The sequence below is a fragment of the Rothia sp. HMSC076D04 genome, assembly GCF_001814645.1.
Classification (GTDB): Bacteria; Actinomycetota; Actinomycetes; order Actinomycetales; family Micrococcaceae; genus Rothia; species Rothia mucilaginosa.
Map to the genome: position 1 here is coordinate 332,365 of NZ_KV817369.1, position 25,364 is coordinate 357,728.

Consider the following 25,364-nt stretch of genomic DNA (forward strand, 5'->3'; position numbering starts at 1 on the left):
CATGTGAGCGTAGGGTACCGGTTGCGGGGATTCGTGCATTAAAAATTGAGTTTATTTGTCGGAGTCCGGCGAGGTGAGGGACAAATGCGTGAGCCAAGGCATAGAATAAAAGAGCATGATTCGTACAACTCGAAGGATGACAATGACGAAGAAGCCTTTCCCTTCCGACCTCGAAATCGCACTTGCCGCCGATCTTTGGCCTATTAACAAGATCGCAGCAGACAACGGCATCAGCGAAGATCGCCTTGAACCCTACGGCAAGTATGTCGCTAAGGTCCTCCTCGACGAAACCACCAACGCAGAGACCGCCCGCAAGCGCGGCTCCAAGTACATCGTGGTTACCGCAGTTACCCCCACCCCGCTCGGTGAAGGTAAGACCGCAACCTCCGTCTCCCTCGCACAGGGCTTCGCACAGACCGGCCGCAAGGCAATCCTGGCTCTGCGTCAGCCCGCAATGGGCCCGACCTTCGGCATCAAGGGCGGCGCAGCGGGCGGCGGCTACTCCCAGATCGTTCCCATGGAGAAGCTGAACCTGCACCTGACCGGCGACTTCCACGCCGTCACCGCAGCGCACAACCTGCTTGCCGCCATGATTGACAACCACCTGCACCACGGCAACGAGTTGCGCATCGACCCGCGCGCTATCGAGTGGCGCCGCGTTATCGACATGAACGACCGCTCCCTGCGCAACATCGTCGTGGGCCTGGGCGAACGCATGGACGGCGTGGTCCGCGAGACCGGTTTCGACATCACTAGCGCCTCCGAAATCATGGTGATTCTCTCGCTGGCAACCTCCTTCAAGGACCTGCGTGAGCGCCTGGCAAAGATCGTAATCGGCCTGAACTACGACGGCGAGCCCGTCACCGCAGCCGACCTGAAGGCTGACGGCGCAATGTCTGTCATCCTGGCAGACGCCATCAACCCGAACCTGCTGCAGACCCTGGAGCACACCCCCGCCCTGATTCATGCGGGCCCCTTCGGCAACATCGCAACCGGTAACTCTTCGGTTGTGGCTGACTACGTTGGTCTGGAGTACTCCGACTACGTCATTACCGAGGCTGGCTTCGGCGCCGACATGGGTGCCGAGCGTTTCTTCAACGTCAAGTGCCGCGTCTCCGGTCTGAAGCCGGACGCCGCAGTGCTCGTCGTAACCGTGCGCTCCCTGAAGTCCCACTCCGGCCTGTACAAGATTGTTCCGGGCAAGCCCCTGCCCGAGGGCATGCTGCAGGAAAGCCCCTCCGACGTGGAGAAGGGCGCAGAGAACCTGAAGAAGCACATCGAGATTGTGCGCAACTTCGGTGTTCAGCCGGTCGTGGCAATCAACGCCTTCCCGACCGACTTCGAGTCCGAGCACGAGACCATCCGCCGTATCGCTGAGGAAGCTGGCGCTCGCGTCGCTATCCACCGCGGTGTGGCTGAGGGCGGTAAGGGCACCACCGACCTGGCAGACGTGGTTGCTGAGGCATGTGACGACGTTTCGGATCTGAAGTACACCTACGATCTTGAGGACTCCATCGAGACCAAGATTGAGAAGGTTGCGACCAAGGTCTACGGCGCGGACGGCATTTCGATTGCTCCCGCTGCCGCTAAGCAGCTGAAGCGTTTTGCTGAGCTGGGCTACTCGCACCTGCCCGTGGTTATCGCGAAGACCCATCTGTCCATCTCTTCGGATGCAACTCTGAAGGGCGCACCGACCGGCTGGACCCTGCCCGTGCGCGAGGTTCGCCTGGCTGCAGGTGCCGGTTACGTCTACGCTATCTGCGGCACCATGCGCACCATGCCGGGCCTGAGCAAGAGCCCCGCAGCTGAGCGCATCGGCTTCGACGAGAACGGCGTGATGGTCGGCCTGTCCTAAAGCGGCTGTTCCAGCTGATTTATAGCTAGTGGAGGCGGCGCTCCTTCCCCACAGCGGGGGAGAGGCGCCGCCTTTGCTGTGCCCTATGGTGCTTTTGTAGAGTGCTCTGCCCCAGATACATGGAAGCATGAGGGGCGAATACGAGGTGCGCAACGCTTGAGGGCGAGGGAGCTCTTGAAAACAGAGTGAAACCAGACTGCAACCAAGCTGAAACCTGGCTACAACCAGACTGCAACCAGGGGGAGTGAAGGATCCTGAAACCCCTGGTGGAGGGGTCTTTCAACCTTTCATTGAGGCTTCTAGGGCGCCTGTTTTGAGGGCGGAATTGGTACGTGCTGGTTAATAATTGGGCTCTATTTGTGCTTGAAGGTCAGGTTTTATTAAACAATCTATAGAGGTTGATTTTTTAGTGACACACTGTCTTGCATTTTGTGAAAATACGGCATTGACTAGGTATTTTGCTTTTTGAAAGGGGTTTTAATGGGTGCACTCAGTGAACCTGAAAGTGGGGCTGATGTTATTGTTTTGTAATAAAACCTCTACTTTAGGGGGTACCTACAGGGGTAAAACAGACCAATTGATTTTGCCCTCGCGCGAATAATTGTGCAGATTTTGAACGGTGAGCAGTACATTTTTTCCTGCTCATGAAGTTGCAAGTACTTGAAGATACTTTCACCTTAACCCTCTACTTCCGCAGAATACCGGGCTAAAACTGTGTATTGAACCTTTGGGATTGCCGAGTGTGGAGCTTAAGTTAAAGGTGCACCGAAGTGCCAAAAGAGGGAAATTCTAAAATTATTTTGGGTGAAATAAGTCACGCTAAAACTCGAAAAAAATGAAATTGGTACGTATGGATACCCTAAAAAACACCTGTTTTTATTACAGAATGATTACAATGAGGCGCGGGTCACTAAATCCGGCTCTCCGTACCAAATTGGGTGGTAAAACAGCCCCCAAAAAGTTCGCTACTATTGAGTCATCAAGTAATCGTGAGATTTCCAAAGTCCTCGGGTTGCTTGTGTTTGAGTGAGTGATAGATACCCCTGGGTGTCATGAGAAGCGACTGTGTATCGATGCGCAGTCGCTTCTCTGTTTAACTTTTGAATTTCAGTGGAACCTCAGCCGGGCGGAATCCAGCCGGAACCTAATCCGTACCGAGCATGCTCCAGAATCTGTTCCCTGTGCATCCCGCACAGGCAACCCGTACATGTATCCCGCGCGGTCAATGCCGAATGCGCTGATAGGGGAGTATTACGCATAGGTGCCTGCTGTGCGGTCACAACCCCTACACTGGAACTATGACTACTTACCCCGAACCCACCCTCATCTTTGAGAACCCTGAACTGACCGTCCGTGCGTTCAGCGTCTCCGAGATGGACAATAGCGTCTACCTCATCACCATGCGCGCCACCGGCGAGCAGGTGCTCATCGACCCTGCAGACGATGCAGAAGAACTCTACGCATTCACTCTCGACGCGCTCCTGAACGACTGCCCGCAGCTCGAACTGGCAGATGGTGAAGAACGCCGCGTGCGCGTCATGGAGAAGGAAGAGGACTTCAACTCCATCAGGCCCCGCGCTATTGGTCTGACCGGCATTCTGGTTACTCACGGCCACTGGGACCACATCCGCGCTATTAAGGAGCTCGACCACCTCACCGGTGCCGTGACCTCCGCGGGTGCAGCTGACGCTGCTGAGATTAAGGAACTGGAAGACTACACCGTCGAAGAGGAGCTGACCGGCGGCGAAAGCTTCGACTTCTACCTCTCTGATACCGTCATCCGCGCCCTGCACGTGCCCGGCCACACCCCCGGATCCATCGTCTACACCCTCGAAACCACCTGGGAAGACGGCACCCCCGCAACCCTGCTGTTCACCGGCGACGCTCTCTTCCCCGGCGGCGTGGGCAAGACCGACTCCCCGCAGCAGTTCGGTGAGCTCTTCTCCAATGTGCTCGAAAAGCTCTTCGGCGGCTTCGAAGATGACGCCATCGTGCTGCCCGGCCATGGCCGCTCCACCACCCTCGGCGACGAGCGCCCCCACCTGGAAGAGTGGGGAACCCGCGGCTGGTAAACCGCGCCTGACAGTCCGCCTCATATAAGTGCTGCACCCTCATGCCTTCACCCGCCGCATAATCCCGCTGGTGAAAGGCGTGAGGGTGTAGAATTTAAGTTCGAAGATAAGACGAAAGGATTTTCGATGACACCCCGCCCGGCACACGGTAGCACCGCACTCAAAGCGAACGACCTGACCAGTATCCGGGTTCAGGGTGCCCGCGAAAACAATCTCAAGAACGTAGACCTCACCATTCCGCGTGATGCGATGGTCGTCTTCACTGGCCTCTCCGGCTCCGGTAAGTCCTCCCTCGCCTTCGACACCATCTTTGCGGAAGGTCAGCGCCGCTACGTTGAGTCGCTGTCCTCCTACGCGCGCATGTTCCTCGGACAGGTCGACAAGCCCGACGTAGACTTCATCGAGGGCCTCTCCCCGGCGGTGTCTATTGACCAGAAGTCCACCTCCAAGAACCCGCGCTCAACCGTCGGTACCATCACCGAAATCTACGACTACATGCGTCTGCTCTGGGCGCGCATCGGCCACCCGCACTGCCCCGAATGCGGCGAAGAAATCACCCAGCAGACCCCGCAGCAGATCGTGGACATTCTGCAGGATTACCCCGAACGCACCCGCCTGCAGATCCTCGCACCCGTCGTCAGTGCACGTAAGGGCGAGTTCGTAGACCTCTTCAAGGACCTGCTGACCCAGGGCTACTCGCGTGCCCGCGTGGATGGCGAAACCGTGCAGCTCTCCGACCCGCCCAAGCTCGCCAAGCAGTACAAGCACACCATCGAGGTGGTCGTCGACCGCATCGTCATTAAGGACGGTATTCACCAGCGCCTGACCGACTCCATCGAAACCGCGCTCAAGCTCGCCGACGGCCGCGTGCTCATCGACTTCGTGGACCGAGAGCAGGACGACCCCGAACGTACCCGTTCCTTCAGCGAAAACCTTGCCTGCCCCAACAACCACCCGCTGCAGATCGACACCATCGAGCCGCGCGCCTTCTCCTTCAACTCGCCGTTCGGCGCATGTAGCGCCTGTGACGGCATCGGCTCGCGCCTGGAAGTAGACACCGAACTGCTCGTGCCCAACCCCGACCTGACCCTCGGCGAGGGCGCTATCGCCCCCTGGTCACAGGGCAAAGCAACCACCGAATACTGGCTGCGCCTGCTCGCAGGCCTGGGGGAGGAACTCGGCTTCGACCTGGACACCCCCTTCAAGGACCTGCCCGCCAAGACCCGCGCCGCGATCCTGGACGGCAAGGACTACAAGGTTGAGGTGTCCTACCGCAACCGATTCGGCCGCGAACGCCGCTACACCTCCGGATTCGAAGGCGTGAAGGCGTACATCAAGCGCAAGCACGAAGAAACCGAATCGGACTTTGCCCGCGACCGCTACGAACAGTACATGCGCCAGGTCGCCTGCCCCTCCTGCGGCGGCGCGCGCCTGAACCCGACCATCCTCGGCGTGAAGGTCGGAGGCCAGTCCATCGCAGACATCACCGACCTGTCCCTGGCTGACGCGCTCGCTTTCGTGCGCGGACTGCAGCTCAGCGCCCGCGAAGCCAAGATTGGCGAGCAGGTCCTCAAAGAAATTGACGCGCGCCTGCAGTTCCTGCTGGACGTTGGCCTGGATTATCTGACCCTCTCACGCTCCGCCGGTACGCTCTCCGGCGGTGAGGCGCAGCGCATCCGCCTCGCAACCCAGATTGGTTCGGGCCTGGTCGGCGTGCTCTACGTGCTCGACGAGCCCTCCATCGGCCTGCACCAGCGCGATAACCGCCGCCTCATTGAAACCCTGACCAAGCTGCGCGACATGGGCAACACGCTTATCGTGGTTGAGCACGACGAAGACACCATGCGCGAAGCCGACTGGATCGTGGACGTAGGACCCGGTGCCGGCGAGCACGGCGGCGAAATCGTGCACTCCGGCAGCTTTGAGGAGCTGCTGAAGAACACCAAGTCCATTACCGGCGACTACATGGCTGGCCGCCGCAGCATTGAGGTGCCCGCATCCCGCCGCCCCGTGGACAAGAAGCGCCAGCTGACCGTGCGCGGCGCCCGCGAAAACAACCTCAAGAACGTGACTGTGTCCTTCCCGCTGGGCGTATTCACGGCGGTGACCGGTGTGTCCGGCTCGGGTAAATCCACCCTCGTCAACGACATTCTGTACACCTCCCTGGCGAACAAGCTCAACGGCGCCAAGCAGGTACCCGGCCGCCACAAGAGCATCGACGGCCTGGAACACCTGGACAAGGTCATTCACGTGGACCAGTCGCCCATCGGCCGCACCCCGCGTTCGAACCCCGCCACCTACACCGGCGTGTTCGACCACATCCGCAAGCTGTTCGCAGAGACCAGCGAAGCGAAAATGCGCGGCTACACCCCCGGCCGATTCTCCTTCAACGTCAAGGGTGGCCGCTGCGAGGACTGCTCCGGCGACGGCACCCTGAAGATTGAAATGAACTTCCTGCCGGACGTGTACGTACCCTGCGAAACCTGCCACGGCAAGCGCTACAACCGCGAAACCCTCGAAGTGCACTACAAGGGCAAGACCATCGCCGACGTACTCGAAATGCCCGTGGAAGAAGCCGCAGAGTTCTTCGCCGCATTCACCCCGATTGCGCGCCACCTGAACACCCTCGTGGACGTGGGCCTGGGCTACATTCGCCTGGGTCAGCCCGCAACCACCCTCTCCGGCGGTGAAGCGCAGCGCGTGAAGCTTGCAACCGAACTGCAGAAACGCTCCAACGGCCGCTCCATCTACGTGCTGGACGAGCCGACCACCGGCCTGCACTTTGAGGACATCCGCAAGTTGCTCGCCGTGCTGCAATCGCTGGTTGACAAGGGCAATAGCGTCATCACCATCGAGCACAACCTAGACGTGGTCAAGTGCGCCGACTGGATCATCGACATGGGCCCCGAAGGCGGTAGCGGCGGCGGCACCGTCATCGCCGAAGGCACCCCGGAACAGGTGGCTCAGGTGAAGGGCTCGCACACCGGCGCGTTCCTTGCTGAGATCCTGAGCTAGCCGAGAGCTTGAACTAGAGGAAACCTACGTGACTGATACTCAAGGAACTGAACCTAACTCGGGAGCCGAGCGCTCTGCGGGTGCTGCGGGCTTTGGCGCGCGCCGAGACACTGTGAACCGGGGTGTTGTGAATCGTGGCGCTGTGACCACTGCGGACCGTGCCCGGCACATCCTGCACACCCAGCTTGAGGCGGACTTCTGCCAGGCGCCCGGGTCGATTAGCCGCGCCCTCGAAGAGCTGCGCGACTACCCGGATGCCGAGAGCCTGCCGCTGCTCGCCACCGTGCAGCCTCCCTCCGAGAAGATGGGTGCCGCACGCCGCCGCAACGACGACATCTGGGAGTTGCGCGTCGCCAACTACGCGAGCGTTGGCATTCTCTGCGCCAAACATCCGCGTGTGCTGGAGAAGGCGATTGACTACATGCTCGGCGACCAGTCGAACTGGTTGGGCGACTACGCGCAGCTTCGCCAGCTCAACGAACTGCTCACCCCCTACACCCAGCAGGTCAGCGGCACGAGTATCTACTACACGCCCGGCCGCGCCCTGCTGAACTCGGTCGTACCGGAGGGCGTGCAGGCGCAGGAGGTCAAGTGTGCCGTGCCCGGTGTGGGTATGATGCGTCGCGTTGACCCCGCCGAGCTGAAGGCAGCGCTACTTGCCGAAATCACCGGCGAGCGCACTATTCGTAGGGAAGCAAATGCCTCCGCCGGTGCCCTTGAGGTTGACCCGGAGGACACCGAGACGCGCGTAACCCGCCTGCGCGTGGAGCTGCTGGACGCTGAGCAGATTGAGCGTTTCCGCGGGGATAAGCGCTACTCGAACGCGCTGGGCTTTAGCGTGACCCGCCCGGATGTGCTGGTGCTCGCCGCATACCCGGTGGAAGAGGATGCAGCTGATGTACCCGCGGCGGGGGAGAGCGACCCTGCGCTCGCAGACCCTATCGCCCTCGTGGGTGTGAGCGACGATTCGCCGATAATGCGCCAAATCGGTATCGATGTGCTGCCCGCCTGGCGCGGCGCCGGCATCGCCAGCGTGCTGGTGCGTGATGCCGCACGTCTGACCCTGGCGGAAGGGTACCTGCCGTTCTACGGTACGAGCCCCTCGCACATCCTCTCGCAGAGGGTCGCGATGAACGCTGGACTGGTGCCGACCTGGTGGGAGTACGTCTCCACCAGCCTGAACGATTTGCCCATGGACTAGTTACCCATGGATTAGTTGCCCATGGACTAGAGCCGCCCGAGCTAGGCATAACGTACATACAGAATGCCCCCGAGATTGGAGTCTCGGGGGCTTTTTACTGCTGGTTTCGCGGGGTTCAGAGTCGCACGGGGTCAGCGTCTAGAGCCTCAGCTTCTAAAGCTCCGCGCCGTTGGTGGCAATCACCTCGCGGTACCAGTGGAAGGACTTCTTGCGGTAGCGCGCCAGGGTGCCGGTGCCGTCGTCGTTGCGGTCCACGTAGATGAACCCGTAGCGCTTGGACATCTGCGCGGTGGAGGCGCTAATCATGTCGATGCAACCCCAGGTGGTGTAGCCGAGCACGTTCACGCCGTCCTCAATCGCCTCACGTACCGCGTGCAGGTGCTGGCGCAGGTAGTCGATGCGGTAGTCGTCCTCCACGGTGAGCTCACCGTTCACCTCGACCAGTTCGTCGCGGGCGCCCAGGCCGTTCTCCACGATGAACAGCGGCTTCTGCCAGCGGTCCCAATACTGGTTGAGGACCACGCGCAGGCCGATCGGGTCGATCTGCCAGCCCCATTCGCTGGCGGGCAGGTTCGGGTTCACCACGCCGCCGAGGATGTTGCCCTCGCCGCGTTCGCCTCGTGCCGGGTCGCCGGTCGCGCAGGTGGACATGTAGTAGCTGAACGACACGAAATCCACGGTGTTCTTCAGGTCCTCGCGGTCCTGCTCGGTGATGTTCAGTTCCACGCCCTTCTCACGCAGGGCACGCAGGAAGTAGCCGGGGTATGCGCCGCGCACGTGTACGTCACCGAATGCGAAGTTCGCCTGTTCCGTCTGCATGGCGGCGAGTACGTCGGCGGGGTCGGGGGTGAGCGGGTAGGTGGGCATGGCAAGAATCATGCAACCGACCTGGGCGCCGGGCGCCAGTTCGCGTGCCGCAGCGGTGGCGCGTGCGGAGGCGACCAGCTCGTGGTGCATCGCCTGGTACAGGTCGGCGTCGCTGAGCTGATCCGCCGGGGTGTTAATGCCGCCGGACATGAACGGCAGGTGCAGCATCGAGTTGATTTCGTTGAAGGTCAGCCAGTACTTCACACGCTTGCCGTAGCGGGCGAACACGGTGCGGGCGTAGCGTTCGTAGAAGCCGATGAGTTCGCGGCTGGTCCAGCCGTTGTACTGCTCCACCAGGTGCAACGGGGTTTCGTAGTGGCTGAGGGTGATGAGCGGTTCCATGCCGTGCTTTTCGAGCTCGTCGAGCACGCGGTCGTAGAAGGCGAGGCCCGCCTCGTTCGGGGTTTCTTCGTCGCCGCGGGGGAAGATACGCGACCAGGCGATGGAGAAACGGAAGACCTTGAAACCCATCTCCGCGAGCAGGGCGATGTCTTCGCGGTAGCGGTGGTAGAAGTCAATGCCCTCCAGCTTGAGGTTGTTCTCGGTGGGTTCCGCGGTGCGCGGGTACAGGCCGCCGGCGGGCAGCACATCCTGCAGGCTGGGGCCCTTGCCGTCTTCGTTCCAGGCGCCCTCGAACTGGTTGGCGGCGGTGGCGCCTCCGAAGAGGAAACCGTCAGGGAACGCGCCGAGCGGCTGCGGCTCGGTCAGCGCCGGGTTGGTGGGCTGTTCAGCGCTGACGCTGGGTAGCGCGGTGGTTTGGGCGGTGATGTGCTGGTCCTGATGCACGGCATCCTCCAAGGTGCTTTAGGATTTTCTTCTACCCTAGCGGAGGGGGAGGGGGATTACTAGGTTTTAGCTACCCGGGTGGGCGTTTTCGCATTGTGGGGAGACGTAGGAGCTGTGGCGGGCGTAACCGTAAAATAGGAACGTGCAGATTATTCGAGAGACCGGCCCCGAATCCGGCGATATCCTCATTCACCACGACCAGACGCTGCAGATGCTCCGCGAGGTGGCAAGCGGGCAGCGTGAAGCAACCCTACGCATGTATCAGCCGAACCCGACGGTCGCGTTCGGCCGCCGTGACGAACTGAACCCCGGCTTCGCGGAGGCCTCCGCGGCGTGCGCCAAGCACGGTTTTGAAGTGTTGGTGCGCAAGGTCGGCGGGCACGCCGCCGCCTACCATCAGGGGTGCCTGGTCGTGGACCATTTTCAGCCCGCCTCCGACGCCCGCAGCGGTAACACCCTACGTTACGAACTCTTCGGTTCCATGTACGCGCAGGCGCTCCGCGAGGTCGGTGTGGATGCGCGCATGGGCGAGATTCCGGGGGAGTACTGCCCCGGCGAGTATTCGGTGCACGCGCAGCTTCCCGCCTCCGCAGGTGGTGGCCGCATTAAACTGGTCGGCACCGCCCAGCGTGTGGTGACCGGCGGCTGGTGGTTCAGCACCGGCATCGTGGTCTCCGACTCTGCGCCGCTGCGGGCGGTCACCGCGGATGTGTACCGTGCCCTCGGCATGGACCTGGACCCCGCTACGGTTGGCGCGGCGCAGGATGCAAACCCCGCCCTGCTCATGGAAGACCTGGAAGACGCCATCGTTGAGGTGTACGCCCAAAACGGTTTTCACTAGGCTACCCATCTGACGGAGCGACTATCGGGTCTGCTCCCAGCGGCCTAAACCCCACCCCTAAACTTTTATTCCGTTTTTACCCCCACCTGAAGCGAAGGAGCATCCATGCGTTGGGCACAGATTAAAGACTCGAAGGGCAGCCGCGCGGTCTGCTTCTTCGAAGAGACCGTGTACGAGCTTCCGGCGAAGCTCAGCCCGCTACTGAATTTCTACAGCCGGTTCCGGCTGAACTTTGGCGACCCGAAGAACGCCGTGGCGATCCTGAAGGAGAACGGCGCGACCGTCATGGGTCACGGCGAGGAGCTGTGGAACTCCCTACCCTTTATTCGCCCGCTGGATAAGCCCGGCAAGATTGTGTGCGCCGGCCTGAACTACCGCGACCATGCCGCGGAAATGAACCTTGAGGTGCCTGAGCATCCGGCGCTGTTCGCGAAGTTCCCGAACGCGCTGATTGGCCCCGGCGAGCAGATCCGCATGCCCGCCGCCGACGGCACCGGCAGCACGAAGGTCGACTGGGAGGTTGAGCTGTGCCTGGTCGTGGGCGCTCGCCTGCGTAATGCCACGGAGGAGCAGGCGCTTGAGGCTCTGATGGGGTACACGGTCATGAATGATGTGTCGGTGCGTGACTGGCAGGGTCGTTCCTCGGAGTGGTTCCAGGGTAAGAACTGGGATGCGATGACTCCGTTCGGTCCGGTGATTGTGAGCCCCGATGAGGTTGACCCGGTTGCCGGCCTGGAGCTGGTCTGTGAGGTGGATGATGTGGTGCGTCAGCGCGGCACGACGGCGGATATGGTGTTCACTCCGGCGCAGCTGCTGTCCTATATTTCGCGGTTTATGACCCTGGAGCCGGGTGATCTGGTAGCGACGGGTACCCCGGCTGGGGTTGGTTTGTCGCTGCATCCGCGTCAGTGGTTGAAGCCGGATCAGACGGTGCGCACCCGCATCGAGGGTATTGGCGAACTGGTGAATGTCTGCTCGGAGGCGGGCGCGCTGTAGTTATCCGATAGCTCTGTGAGTAACCGCTATTGAACCCACCTGAACCCACGGAGGCGGGTGCGGCACCTGCTATTGGGTGCACCGCAAGGCACCCACAAATGAATATCTATGCACCCCGCATGTGTTTTTGAGGCGCATGCGGGGTGCTTTTTGCGTTAATAAAGCCCCCGGTGGGCGGCTTGGATTCGTTGCTGGGAGCTGCGTGCAGTACCTCGAGTGGGGAGTGGTGCGTTTGCATGGTTACACGCTGACAAACACATAGAAACTTTGAACTTTTACGTGAATTTTAGGGTTTTACGTGGGTTTTGAGGGGTCTGCGGGGTGAAAAGCAGGGTGCTCCTGCTGGGTGGTGGTTGCCAGAAGTCGCTTTTTGAGGGGTGGCTGGGTGCCCGTCTCGGTGCATGGGGTGCTATCTGCTCTCGGTGCAGAATCTCAGATTGTGGTCACCTGTGAGAAATTCAACAGGAAGTTTTGGCGCGTCTTTCAGGGAAATTCAAGGTTTAAGGTTTAGTTTTCCGTGCGCATTTTTCGTTTTCTTCACATCACCCTCGCTTGACTAGGGGTAAAGCATAAACACTGCGGTGCAAATTCCGAAAACCTGAACATCTATCAATGCACACAGGTGTAAAGAAATATGAGTCTAAACCTGAACCTTTATCAAAAAATCGGTGCCCCAAATCACAAACTCGTTTTGCGTTCGCCCAAAAGACTATGTAGGGTATGGGGATTATCTGAGAGTTTCCTGAGAATTCCTGCCAGAAGATCGGGGCCCACCCGGGCACACCCTCAGATGCATATTTCACTCACGTCCGTGTTTGTTCATACAAACGCACTCACTCAAACAAGCCGACACGAACGGAAGAAAAACATGACCGCAACTGCATCCAAAAATCCGGCACAGCGCCCGACAAACCGCCGCCGTGCCACCATCGCTGCCTCCGCAGCACTGGCAACCGTCATCACCGGCGCGAACCTCCCCGCGACCTTCGGTGCCACCGCCTCCACCCGCAACGTATCCGGTACCACCTGCGTCGACGCAGGCTACCGCACCGTGCCGACCCTCGCGAACATCACCAACGTCGCACCCGGCCCGACCTGCTACTGGAACCCCGACCAGCAGGCGAAGACCATCGACACTCTCGCACCCGTCAACTCCTCCCTCACCAAGGAGCAGCTGACCACCACCGAGAACACCTCGCCGCTGAGCGGCAAGCTCGCCAGCGACTCCTTCGCAGCCCAGAAGCTCACCGGCACCGAAGCCGTCGCGCCCAACAGCAGCGAAATCAGCCGCACCTTCCTTGAATACAGTGGCGATGCGGGCAACCACCCCGTCACCACCGCCATCAACGCCGGCACCGTGAAGAAGGACCGCGCCCAGACCGTCGGCGGCCACGAGAACATCCCGACCCTCGCCGTGAACTCCGCGAACCCGCACCAGGAGTACGTCGAGGTCGTCTCCCGCGATGGCCGCGTCAACGCCAACGCAGAGAACAAGCGCATCCTGACCGGCGGCATCCCGATCCCGAACTGGCTCGCTGAGGACCACGGCCTCTCCGGCGACCAGTCCGTCGCCCTGTACGATGAGGCGACCGGCATCTGGCGCTCCTACTTCAAGTTCGTCAAGGATGCAGACGCACAGACCTACACCAGCACCGCCCGCGTGCAGGTTGGCGGCGGCAACGCCTCCACCCCCAAGAGCGCCAAGATTCAGTACGACAACGTTGGCCGCGGCAACGCAGGCCAGACCGTCACCATCAAGGCGCCCGTCAGCATCGATGCGAAGTCCGGCAACGCCCGCACCTCCTACCCGATTGCTCGCGGCGCGAAGTTCCGCCTGGCAAAGAACGTGCCCGGCGCGTCCATCAACGAGACCACCGGCGAGATTACCTACAAGATTCCCGCAGGCACCCGCGGCACCGTGGACATCCCCGTTGCGGTTGACTACCCGGCGACCTACCACGTGTCCTCCGGCGGTTACATGCTCGCTAAGCCGAACTTCGGCGGCGTGGGCGAAGACAACTACTGGCTGACCCTCAAGAACGGCACCTCCTCCGTGGTGGGTATGGCGAACGAGCTCACCCAGATCGGTGTGGACGAGCTCAAGGCCGGCAAGATCAACCACATGGTGTCCATCACCGCGGCTGACTACGCTGCACTGGTCTCCTCCTTCCCCGCGAAGGGTACCGACGGCAAGATTGACGCGAGCAAGTACCCGAACGCACCCCGCGCGGGTCAGCGTGGCTTCCTGCCCGCAAGCTTTGACGTGGAAGAGCACCTGGCAAACACCGGCCACGCTGACGACCAGCTCACCCGCATGATCCTGACCGCAATGAAGGAATACGGCTTCATCCTCACGGACCACAACCTCTTCACCAACGCATTCAACCTGGAGGCGGCAAGCTCCTACGCGCCCTACGCCCGCCAGGGTAAGAACGTGTACAAGGAAGACCCGCAGCTGGCGGCAATGTTCGCGAACTTCGTGCCCAGCGGCTTCACCGGCAACCAGTTCCCCTGGCAGCAGGTGCAGTGGATGCCTGTGAACTACACCGAGTCCGCTGAGAACACTGCACGCCGTGAGGGTACCCAGGTTCTGCCGCAGAGCAACAACCAGGCTGCCGACTCGAACGCTGACGCGCACAAGATTGCACGCCCCGTGACCGTGCGCCGCTCCGCCGTGCGCACCCCCAAGGCCGTGCGCATCAGCGACGCCGAGACTCAGAACGCGGCAGTGAACCAGGCTTCGGACGCCGTGAAGTTCAAGTACCCCTCGGATTCCTACGGTAAGACCGGTACCGGCTCCGGCGTGTTCTACCAGCCCGCCGAGCACCACGCCACCGTCTACTCCGGCGAGACCGCAGTCGCGCAGAGTGTTCACCAGTCGCACAAGGTTTCCCCGAACTACCGTTACGCGCGCGACTACAACTTCCAGGAAATCCAGCAGACCCCGAACTTCCGCCCCAGCCGCTGGGTCAACAAGGAGAAGGTCAACACTGCTGGCGGCCAGTTCTCCAGCGCGGAGACCGGCATCCGTTTTGCCTCCAACGGCAAGACCGGCACCTACTCGATCGATCTGAACACTCACGAGGTCACCGGCACCACCTGGGATCTGCGCCGCGACAACGGTACGAACATCACCGTGAACCGCACCGGCAAGGCACCCGCACGCATGTCCGATGTGAAGGCGAAGAGGGGCTCCGCCGCGCAGCTGTACTCGATCCCGCTGAAGGTACACGTGGTCGATAAGAACAGCCCCATCGCACGTGAGGATTCCGTCTCCCTGTACTCAGGCACCACCCAGAACGTGGCTGTCCTGAACAACGACGAGGCATCCTTCGGCGCGTACAGCCGCGGCGAAACCGTGAAGAAGCTGGAGCTGCTCAACCAGCGCGGCCAGGCCGTCAGCGCATACAGCGATGAATACGGCACTTACCGTGTGGTGACCCTGCCCGACGGCACCCAGGGCATCGCGGTATCTGCTAAGAATAAGCAGGGCTTCGCGCCGCTGGTCCGCTACCGCGCAGTGACCGACAAGGGCGTAAAGTCCGCTGAAGGTTACCTGCAGGTAGCAGTCGCTAACCGCTAGCCGGACGCACCCGCGAGCATCAGCGCACATAGGGGAGAGGGGCACGTCAAGAAAGCACGCCGCACAGGCGTAACTTCCTTGACGTGCCCCCTTTCCTGTACATAAGGTGAAAATACTATGACTCAGAGCCAGCACACAGACCAGAACGAAACCACCCACACTCACTACGCCGCCGAGCAGGTAGCGAAGCACGCCGTAGAGCATGCCGTGGAGCACGCCCACGAGGTGCCCACCAACGCGCCCCTCCTCGAAGGCAGCGGCCCCAAAGACTGGGAGGAACAGTTCGGCCCGTCCGTGGCGATTTTCTCTGCGCTCGCGAACCCGCTACGCCTGGCGATTGCGCACCACCTGATGCACCGCCCGCACAGCGTGAGTGAACTACACACCTGCCTGGGCATTTCGCAGCCGCTCGCATCGCACCACCTGCGCATCCTGCGTGAGGCGCACGTGATTGACCGTGAGCAGCAGGGCCGCACCACCATTTACCGTCTGAAGGACGACCATATTAGCCACATTGTGGTTGACGTGTATGAGCATACGCGTGAGCATCATGCGGACTAGTCTGCCCTCAAGCTGAGCGTTGGCTGGGAGCCGTTGTAAGATGGTGTGTGTCCGTGCACCAGTACAGTGCGGAATAGTATGCGCACCCGCGGCGCCCCGAGTGGCACGCTTGCGCCTGAGTTAAGGAGACTTATGTCTGCCGCTGATTCTTCAGCAATTGTTATTAGCGTTTCTGGTGAGGAGCGCGAGGTCACCGCGAAGACTGCCGCTGAGCTGTTCGCTGACGACCCGAAGATCGTTGTGGCACGCGTGAACGGCGTGCTCGTTGATCTCTCCCACGAGCTGTCTGCTGGCGATTCCGTTGAGCCGGTTTTCATTCACGAGCCGGACGGCCTGAACGTTCTGCGCCACTCTGCCGCGCACGTGATGGCGCAGGCGGTGCAGGAGTACCGTAAGGACGCCAAGCTGGGCATTGGCCCGTACATTACTGACGGCTTCTACTTTGACTTTGATGTGGCTGAGCCCTTCACTCCGGAAGATCTGAAGAAGATCGAGAAGTCGATGATTAAGATCATCAAGTCCGGTCAGCTGTTCCGCCGCCGCGTGGTCACCCACGACGAGGCTGTCGCCGAGATGGCGAACGAGCCGTACAAGCTGGAGCTGCTCTCCCTGACCCAGGGCCCCGGTTCTGGTGCGGATGCTGCCGAGGGCGCATCCGTGGAGGTCGGCGAGGGTGAAATCACCATCTACGACAACGTGCACCCGAAGACCGGCGAGACCGTCTGGAAGGACCTCTGCCGCGGCCCGCACCTGCCGAACACCAAGCTGATTGCTAACGGTTACGCCCTGATGCGTGCCGGTGGTGCGTACTGGCGCGGTTCTGAGAAGAACCCCATGCTGCAGCGTATTTACGGTACCGCTTGGCCGACTAAGGAAGAGCTGGTGGCGTACAAGGAGCGCATCGCTGAGGCGGAGCGCCGTGACCACCGCCGCCTGGGTCGTGAGCTGGACCTGTTCTCCTTCCCGAAGAACATTGGCCCCGGCTTGCCGGTGATTCACCCTAAGGGTGGCGTGATTAAGCGCGAGATGGAAGACTATGTGCGTACCCGCCACATTCAGGAGGGTTTCCAGTACGTCAGCACCCCGCACATTTCGAAGGAAGACCTGTTCTACACTTCCGGTCACCTTCCGTACTATGCGGATGGCATGTTCCCCTCCATGGAGCTGGATAACGGTAACTACCGCCTGAAGGCTATGAACTGCCCGATGCACAACGAGATTTACCGTTCTCGTGGCCGTTCGTACCGTGAGCTGCCGCTGCGTTTCTTCGAGTTCGGCACCGTGTACCGTGACGAGAAGTCCGGCGTGCTGCAGGGCCTGACCCGCGTGCGCATGATTAGCCAGGATGACTCCCACTCGTATGTGACGAAGGAGCAGGCACCGGACGAGGTGCGTCACCTGCTGAAGTTCATGCTGAGCCTGCTTGAGGACTTCGGCATGACTGACTTCTACCTTGAGCTGTCCACCCGCGACACTGAGGGTGATAAGAAGGATAAGTTCATCGGTACCGATGAGCAGTGGGAGGAGGCTACCGCGGTTCTGGAGCAGGTTGCGAAGGAGACCGGCCTGGAGCTCGTCCCGGATCCTGGTGGTGCTGCGTTCTACGGCCCGAAGATTTCGGTTCAGGCGAAGGATGCGATTGGCCGTACCTGGCAGATGTCGACCGTGCAGTATGACTTTAACCAGCCGAGCCGTTTCGGTCTGGAGTACCAGGCTGCGGACGGTACCGTGCAGGAGCCGGTCATGATTCACTCGGCGAAGTTCGGCTCGATTGAGCGCTTCTTGGGTGTGCTGACTGAGCACTATGCGGGTGCGTTCCCGGCATGGCTCTCGCCGGTCCAGGTGATTGGTGTGCCGGTGGCTGAGGCGTTCAACGACTACATGACCGAGATCGCGGATAAGCTGCGTGCGCACGGTGTGCGTGTTGAGGTGGATTACGGCTCGGATCGCTTCACGAAGAAGATCCGTACTGCGTCTACTGAGAAGGTTCCGTTCATTCTGATTGCTGGCGGTGAGGATGCGGAGCACGGCGCTGTTTCGTTCCGTTTCCGCGGTAACAAGCAGGAGAATGGTGTGCCTGTGGATGAGGCTGTGGCACGTATTGTGGAGCATATCCGCAACCGCGTGAACGAAGACCCCAAGCCCAGCACTGAGGCTGCTGAGTAATAAGGGGTTAGGCTTCTACCTAGCTATATAGAAAACCACCCCCTTTGCGGCGACAAGCTGCGGAGGGGGTGGTTTTTACACGCGTTGAGGAGGCGGGGGTGGGGGAGTGCGGTTGGGTGTAGAAAAGTGTGTTGTGGTGGAGTTTTTAGTCCCAGAATGCTAGCGTGGTAGTAAGGCGAACGTCCATAGTCATTCAGAAAATGGGTATCTGGATGGTCCTGAAAATGACGCATTACTGTTGATTATCGAGGGAGCACGAGCGTATGAAGTCGAATAAGTATGTTCCTGTTGGGATGCTGTTCTTGATCCTGGCAATTATCTTGAATGTGGTGTCAAATGTCAGCGACCTAGTGCTTGGAATTCTCTACGGCATCTCAATAGCAGTATTGATTATTGGACTATTGAATAGTCGAAAATAAGTGCTGTAGCAGACGAAAACGGACCCGGCTGACTATCCATCAGATAACCCGCTGGGTTTTTCGGGGAGCAAGGTTTGTTTACGAAGAAGTATCAGGCTTTGCTGTTGAAGCGCATTTGAAAGAGTGAAGGTATGGCAAGCGTTGAGGTGATGAAGGAGCGGGCTCGTATTGCGGGTCGTTTCAACCTGTCTGCTCGCCGAAACCCGGAACACAGGGCACTTGTTGCGCTCGCTGCACAGAAGGCGGGAGGGGAGTGCCACGTCATCCCTGCGGCTCCCGGCGAAGAAGAGGCTGAAGTGCTCCGCCGCGCGCACAAGGTTGCGGGCGGTAAACCGGTCATTATCGTGACGGAGACTGACGGGGAGCTTCACGCCCGCCTTTTCAACGTAGATATATAAATACCCTAGGGGCTTGATAAAAACAAAATGTATTTTATCAAGCCCCTAGGGCGTAAATATATTTCTATTTCTTATTAGGAATCTAATTTATATGCACCTTGGTGACCACCCACACTAACAGCATGATTGGTTGTGGTATTACTATTGAATGTAATGCGGAAACAAGATAGGCAATGTTCCTCGCTATGGGTACTCCATACAACATGAGGCTTAATTACGTAGAAATTTGTTGTAGTTAGGTGAAACTTATCTATTTGAATCGCGTCAATACTAACTGGAGCGTAGAAGTTAACTTGATGCAGGTGTAGTGTGTCAATTTTTCCAATATTATAGAATTGGACTTTTGTAGAATTGAAAAAATCGACACTTTCGGCATCATTGGAGTTATATAGAGCTTTCCCTTCAATAAGGAAGTCGACATACTCAAACCATATGCTGCTGATCTCTTCTGCGGTAATGTAGAGCCCGTTATGGATGGTTGCCCCGACAATTTTAATGTTTTTAATTTTTTCATATCTAGCATTTTTATAAGATGTTCCAATCGTAACGAATCCCTTTATTTCGCAAGATTCCAAGTATATATTCTCTGCCGTGTTCGTCCTATATATACTGTCTTTATCTTCCGGAATAAATTTTAAGCTCCCATTAATGGTGTGATTATATATATTGAAATCTGCATTTTCGCAATTCTTAACAACAATTCCGCCAGGCGTTTCGGTTTTCTTGAGATCGTCTTTGTTGTTGCGACCAATTTGTATGGTAGCTGATATGATAGAAGTGAAAAATATATCGTGAGGCATGGAATTGCCTTCAATTATAATGGGTAGACGTCCATTTTCGGTTGCACTTAGATTGCGAATATCTAGCTTTGCCTCATTTGTAAAAGTATTCTTTTTAAGATTTATTTCTTGTGTTACGGAATATGAATCTCCGTGGATATTTAAATCTCCATCAAAGGTGCAATCGGATAGGGATATGGGGTCATGTTTCAAATAATTATTTTCATCAGTCTTTGAATAAGCAAGCTTGAGTGAGAGGCCATCTTGGAATTTACATCCATCCAGCTTTAAATTTTTTATTGATTTAATATTTTCTATAGAGACTTTCTTTGAGAAAAGTGCGCCACGTAAATCAATAACGAGGGATTCCCAATCATAGCCATTTTCATCAGTTGCGATGAATCGTGTGTTAATTTGTTTTGCAATGGCATTGCATGTGTCGTTCTCATGCAGGTTAGCACCATTGGAAATTCCTGCATTTCGAGCATAAAGACAGACTTTATTCAGAAGGTCCTGTGCTTCCGTTTGATGTTTTATATCTCCAGTATTTTTGTATTCTTCTAAATAAAAATCTATCTCTTTAAATATTTCTTCCACTGCTTTCTCCGCCACTGCCGAGTCCTTTGAGTACATATTTTTAATGTTTATTCTTAAATTCGACAGGTTATTCTGTCTGCTATAGATATCATTCCTGCCCTCTTGGATTTTATTTCCTTCTTTTGTGATATTGTTTCCTTCTTTTCTGATATCATTTTCTTCTTTTTTGAGTTTGTTGTGCTTTCTTTTTTCGAACCAGCTTCCGAGTTGAGCCAGTGACTTCAGGGGGTCACCAGGGATTGTATTAGGCATACTGTTACCTTTCTGTGAATGGATTGGATGAAAATTATTATATTGAAATAATTATGTACTTTATTTATATGTGATACACATCTAGTATAGCTGATGTGAGGTGCACGATGCCTTAAATGAGAACTTCTTCTGCTCTGTATTTTGTATAGCGAGGCATGCATGGGTGAATTAGTGCGGTACATGATATGTAAGAAGGGACCCGGCAGGCTATCCATTAGATAGCCCGCCGGGTCCCTTCTTTATACCGTTGCTATGCGCTCAACCTTTTAGCGGGTGGTGCGTTCCAGCAGCTGCAGCACGTTCTGGTAGCTGTGGCCGGTCGCCTCCGTCATGCCCTGCTCACAGGTGCGGTTCGCCGAAATATATGCGGCGAACTGCTTCTGCTCGCTCAGCTCGGCAGCCTCCGCCTCCGTAGCGCTCGCCGTCAGCTCCGGGTGCAGCATACCGCGGTCACCCGCATAACCACAGCAACCCCAGTGCTTCGGCACATACACGTCGTCACTCATCGCGTTCGCAATCTTCTCAAACGCAGGCTGAGTACCCAAGTGAGTCATGGAGCAGGTCGGGTGCAGAGCGACCGACGGCAGGGGAGCGGACACGGTCAGCTTGTCCAGCATGTTGTCCGCGGCGAACTGCACCGCATCGTACATGCGCAGACGCGAGTAGTCCGGCTCACCCGGCTTCAGGCCGTTCACGATCTTGTGCTCAAGCGCCTTAATAACCTTCTCGCGCATCACCTCAAGGCCCTCAGTACAGGACGAAGCGTCACACACGACCGGCAGGCGGCCACCGTCAGTAGCCTCCCACAGGGACTTCAGCACACGGTCACTCATAATCGAGTAGCCGTCGGTGAAGCCCTTCGACTTCCACGGGGTGGAGCAGCACATCTCACCAATATTGTCGGGGATGCGGTACTTCACGCCCGCACGCTCGCACAGGCGGATGAACGCCTGGGTTGCGTTGACCGGGTCGTGCTTGCCGTCGCCATCCACACCGCCGAACATGGAGTTCACGCAGGCGGGGAAGAACACAATCTCAGCGGTTGCGTCCTTGTGCGGCTTACGTGCCGGGCCACCAACCGGCAGGTCCTTCTTGTAGGAAGGAACCATGTCGTCACCCATGACCTTGCGGGCAATGTTGGTGGTGCCGTGCACCACGGGGAACGGCAGCTTCTTAGCCACAGTCAGGGACTTACCGGCGACCTTATCCATGATGCCCCACTGCTGTGCGGCAATCTTCCAGCCGGTAGCGGCCAGCTTGTCCTGGTTCTCAGAACGCAGGCGGCGAATCAGGTCACCGGTGTTGATGTTCACGGGGCAGCGGGTCTGGCACATGCCGTCCACAGCACAGGTCTCAATGCCGTAGTACTCGTACTCCTTACGCAGACGCTCAGCGAGCTCGTGGTCGCCGTTCGCCTCAGCGGCAGCAATCTCACGGCGCAGCACAATACGCTTACGCGGGGTGAGGGTCAGGTTGCGGGAGGGGCAGACAGGCTCGCAGTAGCCGCACTCCACGCAACGGTCGACTTCTTCCTCAACGGTTTCAGCGACCTTCAGGTCGGTCACGTAGTCGGTGTCCGGCTCAACCAGCAGAACGCCCGGGTTCATGAAGCCCTCCGGGTCGATGAGGCGCTTGATCTGGCGCATCACGTCGAAGAGTTCCTCACCGAACTGGCGGCTCACAAACGGAGCCATGATACGACCGGTACCGTGCTCAGCCTTCAGCGAGCCTTCGTTACCGAGAATCAGCTGAACCATTTCTTCGGTGAACTCGCGGTAGCGGTCCAGCTGCTTCGGGTCGCGGAACTGCTCGTTCAGCATGAAGTGGATGTTACCGTCCTTCGCGTGACCGAAAATCACGGAATCCTGGTAGCCGTGCGAATCGAACAGCTTGGTCAGGTCGCTACAGGTGTTACCCAGAGCCTCGACGGGCACAACCACGTCTTCCAGCAGCGCGTTAGTGCCGGAACGGCGGTTACCCGCAACGGTGGTGTACAGGCCACGGCGGGCAGCCCACAGTGCGTTACGTTCGGACAGCTTGCTGGTCATCGACACCGGCGAAGCCACGGGCAGGCTCTTAAACATGGGTGCCGCAGCGGCAGCCAGGTCGTTCAGCTCCTGCTCGGAGTTGCCCTGGAACTCAACCAGCAGGGCGGCGTGATCCTTCGCATCGATGGCGGCGAGCGCCTCTGCAGCCTGACCGGTACGCTGAGCCACACGAATACTGGTGGCGTCCATCAGTTCGACGGTAGCGAGCTTGTTAGCAACCAGTTCAGGCACGGAACGTGCAGCATCAATCAGGTTGTCGAACACGAGCAGGCCGGTGGAAATGTTCTTCAGAATCGGCAGGGTGCGGTAGGTTGCCGAAGCAACAAAACCGAGGGTGCCTTCCGAACCAATCAGCAGGTGCTGCAGAATGTCTACGGGGGTCTCAAAGTCGACCAGGGAGTTCAGGCCGTAACCCATGGTGTTCTTCATGGAGTACTGCTGGCGGATTTTCGCCATGGATTCGGGGTTTTCAAGCACGCGCTTACGCAGGCGTAGCAGGCCCTCGTGAAGTTCAGGTTCGAGGGAGCGCAGCTTCTGATCGGCGTCCGGTTCTGCGGTGTCGATGATGGTGCCGCTGGGGAGCACGAACACCATGGAGTCCAGGGTGTTGTACGTGTTGTAGGCGGTACCCGAAGACATGCCGGAGGAGTTGTTCGCGACCACGCCACCGATGGTGCAGGCGGACCAGGATGCCGGGTCCGGGCCGAGCTTGTAGCCGTAGGGTGCCAGGTAGTTGTTGACCATCATGATGGTCGCGCCGGGCTGTACGCGCACTTTCTTGCCGTCTTCAAGGACCTCAATTTTCTTGAAGTGGCGGCGGGTGTCGACCATCAGGCCGTCGCCGCTTGCCTGGCCGGAGAGGGAGGTGCCGCCGGAACGGAAGGTCAGCGGCAGGCCGAGGTCACCGGCTGCACGGAAGATGTTGGCGACGTCTTCGGCGGAGTCGGGGCGGACCAGGCCGGCGGGCACGAGCAGGTAGTGGGATGCGTCGTGTGCAATAGCGAGGCGTTCGAGTTCGGAGACGCTCGATTCGACGGCTTCTGCGCGTGCATCGGAAAGTAGACGGTTGAGGGTGTCCGCGTAGGGGGACTTGAGTGCTTCAGATGTATTTGACACAACGGTCATGATCTTGAGCTTCCTTACTGGTGAAGGGTGTGAATGCTGTCCTTATTCCAGTATCTTCCTTTGAACGCCGTCTTTTCTGGTTAGCTATGGCTAAGCTTGGCGACTACTTGTCACCATAAAGGGGGTGGGCTATACACCGTGCCGATGCGTAGGTTTGCCGCGTATTTGCTGGTTTTCCGGGGGTACCGTGCGGGGCTACCTGGGTATATCTGAGGAGGCGCACCCACCACACGCAGAACGCCGCGGCCGCTCTTAGGCGCGGCCGCCGAGCGCCGTAACATTCCAGCGGCTCACCAAAAAGGCGGCTAACCCAAAAGAAAGCGTGGGGCAGAAAACTACATGCTTTCCACCCCACGCTTATGTAATGTTTAGGCTTCGTCGAAGAAGTCCTCATCAAGCTTCATGATGGTGTACGTACGTGCCACCTGCACACCAACACCGTACTTAATCATGAGGCGTGCCAGGTGCTCACCATCAATCAGAACGAGGGAAACTCCGCCACCAAGTTCCTCCGCGTAGCCGCGTGCGCCAGACGTAAAGGAGCTCGACGTGATGAACACGCCCTGCGTTGCCTTGCCGTGCAGTGCGCCCACAAAGCTCTGAAGGGCAGGGCGTCCCACCACATTGTCCTTGGCGTAACGCTTAGCCTGGACATAAATCTTTGAAAGACCCAACGCATCCTGGTCAATGATTCCGTCCACGCCGCCGTCATTGGAAGCCGGAGTAACGGTGCCGCGTCCTGCCGGGCCGCCGTAGCCCATCGCCAACAGAACATCCACCACCAGATGCTCAAAAGCAGTCGGAGACATTGCGCGGACGCGTTCCAAAATATCGTGCGTCAGCGCGGACTCAATCTGAGTGATGCTTTCATCAATGAGTTCCTGCGGGGTGCTATCAGACACCTCAGAGGGTGCAGTCGTGACGGCAACAGTCTTGGTAGCGGTCTTCGGGGTTTCCTGCGGGTCCTGCTCGGAACTATCAGACTGGGAACGCTCACGCGTGCTGCGGGCGGAACGAACGATATGCGCGACGACATCATCGGGGATGCCCCCAGGATGAGCCTCAATCAGCTTCAAGCCTTCGTCAGAAATAACCTGCTGACCGCGGCGAGGGGAATCAACCGCACCGAACATCTTGAGATAGGTCAAGCCCCAACTAATGCGGTCCACATAGACGGGACGCTTGCCGTTCGGCAGGTAGGGTAGTAGCTGCTCGTCAGAAAGCGGGTAGCGCTCTGCTACAGCGCTATAAATCTCTTTATTGGTGCGGGAGTTGCCGTCAGATAGGTAAGCAAGAATGCTGGGAATGAATTCGTAGAACTTGGGAAGTTCAACCTCAGTGGTATCAGGCGACTGAGCGGTCATCGGTGTATCTCCATTGATTGATAACGGCTGGTTAATAACGGCGGGTAGTCCGTTCTTAATATACCTCTAATACAAAAGATAATCGTTACCAGAGGTGCCTGTTTTCCCTTGTGCAGGCTTTATTAGCGCCGCAGCTGCTCTTAGGCACGCCCGCCGAGGGCCGTAACATTCCAGCTAGCAGTACTATCAGAAGTCACCACACCACAAAATAGGGGAGAACCCGCCGAAGCACGCACCCCCAAATCCTCCACAAACACGCGGCCACCCGCAGGCACACTACGCTCCTTACGATCCACACCCGCACAATACACCGTCATCTTCGCACCCGAACGGTTCTCCACCGCAACCGAACCGCCGCCCGATTTCGACACAGTATCGTGCACAAAACCGCGGTGTAAAGACCGCCGCCCAAAGGTCACAGCACAAGGTCACAGTGCAA

General features: G+C 58.4%; 15 protein-coding genes. 10 read left to right on the forward strand and 5 right to left on the reverse strand.

What is annotated here, in order from left to right; genetic code table 11:
* Window positions 1-142: 142 nt before the first annotated feature.
* The 4 genes from HMPREF2980_RS05780 (at window position 143) to HMPREF2980_RS05795 (ending at window position 8,143) form a co-directional block, all read left to right on the forward strand.
* On the forward strand, window positions 143-1,855 hold the full coding sequence (locus tag HMPREF2980_RS05780; RefSeq protein WP_005508799.1) for a formate--tetrahydrofolate ligase: 1,713 nt from the start codon (window positions 143-145) through the stop codon (window positions 1,853-1,855).
* Between the two features lie 1,298 nt (window positions 1,856-3,153).
* Entirely contained in the window at window positions 3,154-3,927 is a 774-nt protein-coding gene (locus tag HMPREF2980_RS05785) for an MBL fold metallo-hydrolase (RefSeq protein ID WP_049358352.1), read from the forward strand.
* A gap of 126 nt (window positions 3,928-4,053) precedes the next feature.
* The gene (uvrA, locus tag HMPREF2980_RS05790; RefSeq protein WP_070690723.1) at window positions 4,054-6,942 is read left to right on the forward strand and encodes an excinuclease ABC subunit UvrA; all 2,889 of its coding nucleotides are present in this window, start codon (window positions 4,054-4,056) and stop codon (window positions 6,940-6,942) included.
* A 28-nt stretch (window positions 6,943-6,970) separates the two neighbouring features.
* Window positions 6,971-8,143 (forward strand): GNAT family N-acetyltransferase, encoded by a 1,173-nt coding sequence (locus HMPREF2980_RS05795; RefSeq protein ID WP_070593375.1) that lies wholly within the window; start codon window positions 6,971-6,973, stop codon window positions 8,141-8,143.
* A gap of 153 nt (window positions 8,144-8,296) precedes the next feature.
* Here the strand turns inward: HMPREF2980_RS05795 and HMPREF2980_RS05800 are convergent, their stop codons facing one another.
* Window positions 8,297-9,796, reverse strand: coding sequence for a glycoside hydrolase family 1 protein (locus HMPREF2980_RS05800; RefSeq protein ID WP_070690848.1), 1,500 nt, complete (start codon window positions 9,794-9,796; stop codon window positions 8,297-8,299).
* Between the two features lie 142 nt (window positions 9,797-9,938).
* On the opposite strand from HMPREF2980_RS05800, the gene HMPREF2980_RS05805 reads away from it, so the two are divergent.
* The 6 genes from HMPREF2980_RS05805 (at window position 9,939) to HMPREF2980_RS05830 (ending at window position 18,760) form a co-directional block, all read left to right on the forward strand.
* Entirely contained in the window at window positions 9,939-10,637 is a 699-nt protein-coding gene (locus tag HMPREF2980_RS05805; RefSeq protein WP_070690726.1) for a lipoate--protein ligase family protein, read from the forward strand.
* Between the two features lie 105 nt (window positions 10,638-10,742).
* On the forward strand, window positions 10,743-11,633 hold the full coding sequence (locus tag HMPREF2980_RS05810; RefSeq protein WP_070690729.1) for a fumarylacetoacetate hydrolase family protein: 891 nt from the start codon (window positions 10,743-10,745) through the stop codon (window positions 11,631-11,633).
* A gap of 868 nt (window positions 11,634-12,501) precedes the next feature.
* On the forward strand, window positions 12,502-15,216 hold the full coding sequence (locus HMPREF2980_RS05815) for a Rib/alpha-like domain-containing protein (protein ID WP_070690731.1): 2,715 nt from the start codon (window positions 12,502-12,504) through the stop codon (window positions 15,214-15,216).
* Between the two features lie 117 nt (window positions 15,217-15,333).
* Window positions 15,334-15,777, forward strand: coding sequence for an ArsR/SmtB family transcription factor (locus HMPREF2980_RS05820; RefSeq protein WP_070690734.1), 444 nt, complete (start codon window positions 15,334-15,336; stop codon window positions 15,775-15,777).
* Window positions 15,778-15,909: 132 nt separating this feature from the next.
* Window positions 15,910-17,943, forward strand: coding sequence for a threonine--tRNA ligase (thrS, locus tag HMPREF2980_RS05825; protein ID WP_070690737.1), 2,034 nt, complete (start codon window positions 15,910-15,912; stop codon window positions 17,941-17,943).
* 550 nt (window positions 17,944-18,493) lie between these two features.
* Window positions 18,494-18,760 (forward strand): aminotransferase, encoded by a 267-nt coding sequence (locus HMPREF2980_RS05830; RefSeq protein WP_070690739.1) that lies wholly within the window; start codon window positions 18,494-18,496, stop codon window positions 18,758-18,760.
* A 74-nt stretch (window positions 18,761-18,834) separates the two neighbouring features.
* Here the strand turns inward: HMPREF2980_RS05830 and HMPREF2980_RS05835 are convergent, their stop codons facing one another.
* The 4 genes from HMPREF2980_RS05835 to HMPREF2980_RS09435 form a co-directional block, all read right to left on the reverse strand.
* A complete protein-coding gene (locus tag HMPREF2980_RS05835) occupies window positions 18,835-20,388 on the reverse strand; it encodes a hypothetical protein (RefSeq protein WP_070690742.1) in 1,554 nt (517 codons plus the stop codon).
* Window positions 20,389-20,654: 266 nt separating this feature from the next.
* Window positions 20,655-23,561: an FAD-binding and (Fe-S)-binding domain-containing protein gene (locus tag HMPREF2980_RS05840; RefSeq protein WP_070690745.1), complete on the reverse strand. Its 2,907-nt coding sequence runs from the start codon at window positions 23,559-23,561 to the stop codon at window positions 20,655-20,657.
* 368 nt (window positions 23,562-23,929) lie between these two features.
* Window positions 23,930-24,925: a restriction endonuclease gene (locus tag HMPREF2980_RS05845; protein WP_070690749.1), complete on the reverse strand. Its 996-nt coding sequence runs from the start codon at window positions 24,923-24,925 to the stop codon at window positions 23,930-23,932.
* A gap of 140 nt (window positions 24,926-25,065) precedes the next feature.
* Complete coding sequence (locus tag HMPREF2980_RS09435; protein WP_141744435.1) at window positions 25,066-25,296, reverse strand: hypothetical protein; 231 nt, start codon at window positions 25,294-25,296, stop codon at window positions 25,066-25,068.
* Window positions 25,297-25,364: the final 68 nt, after the last annotated feature.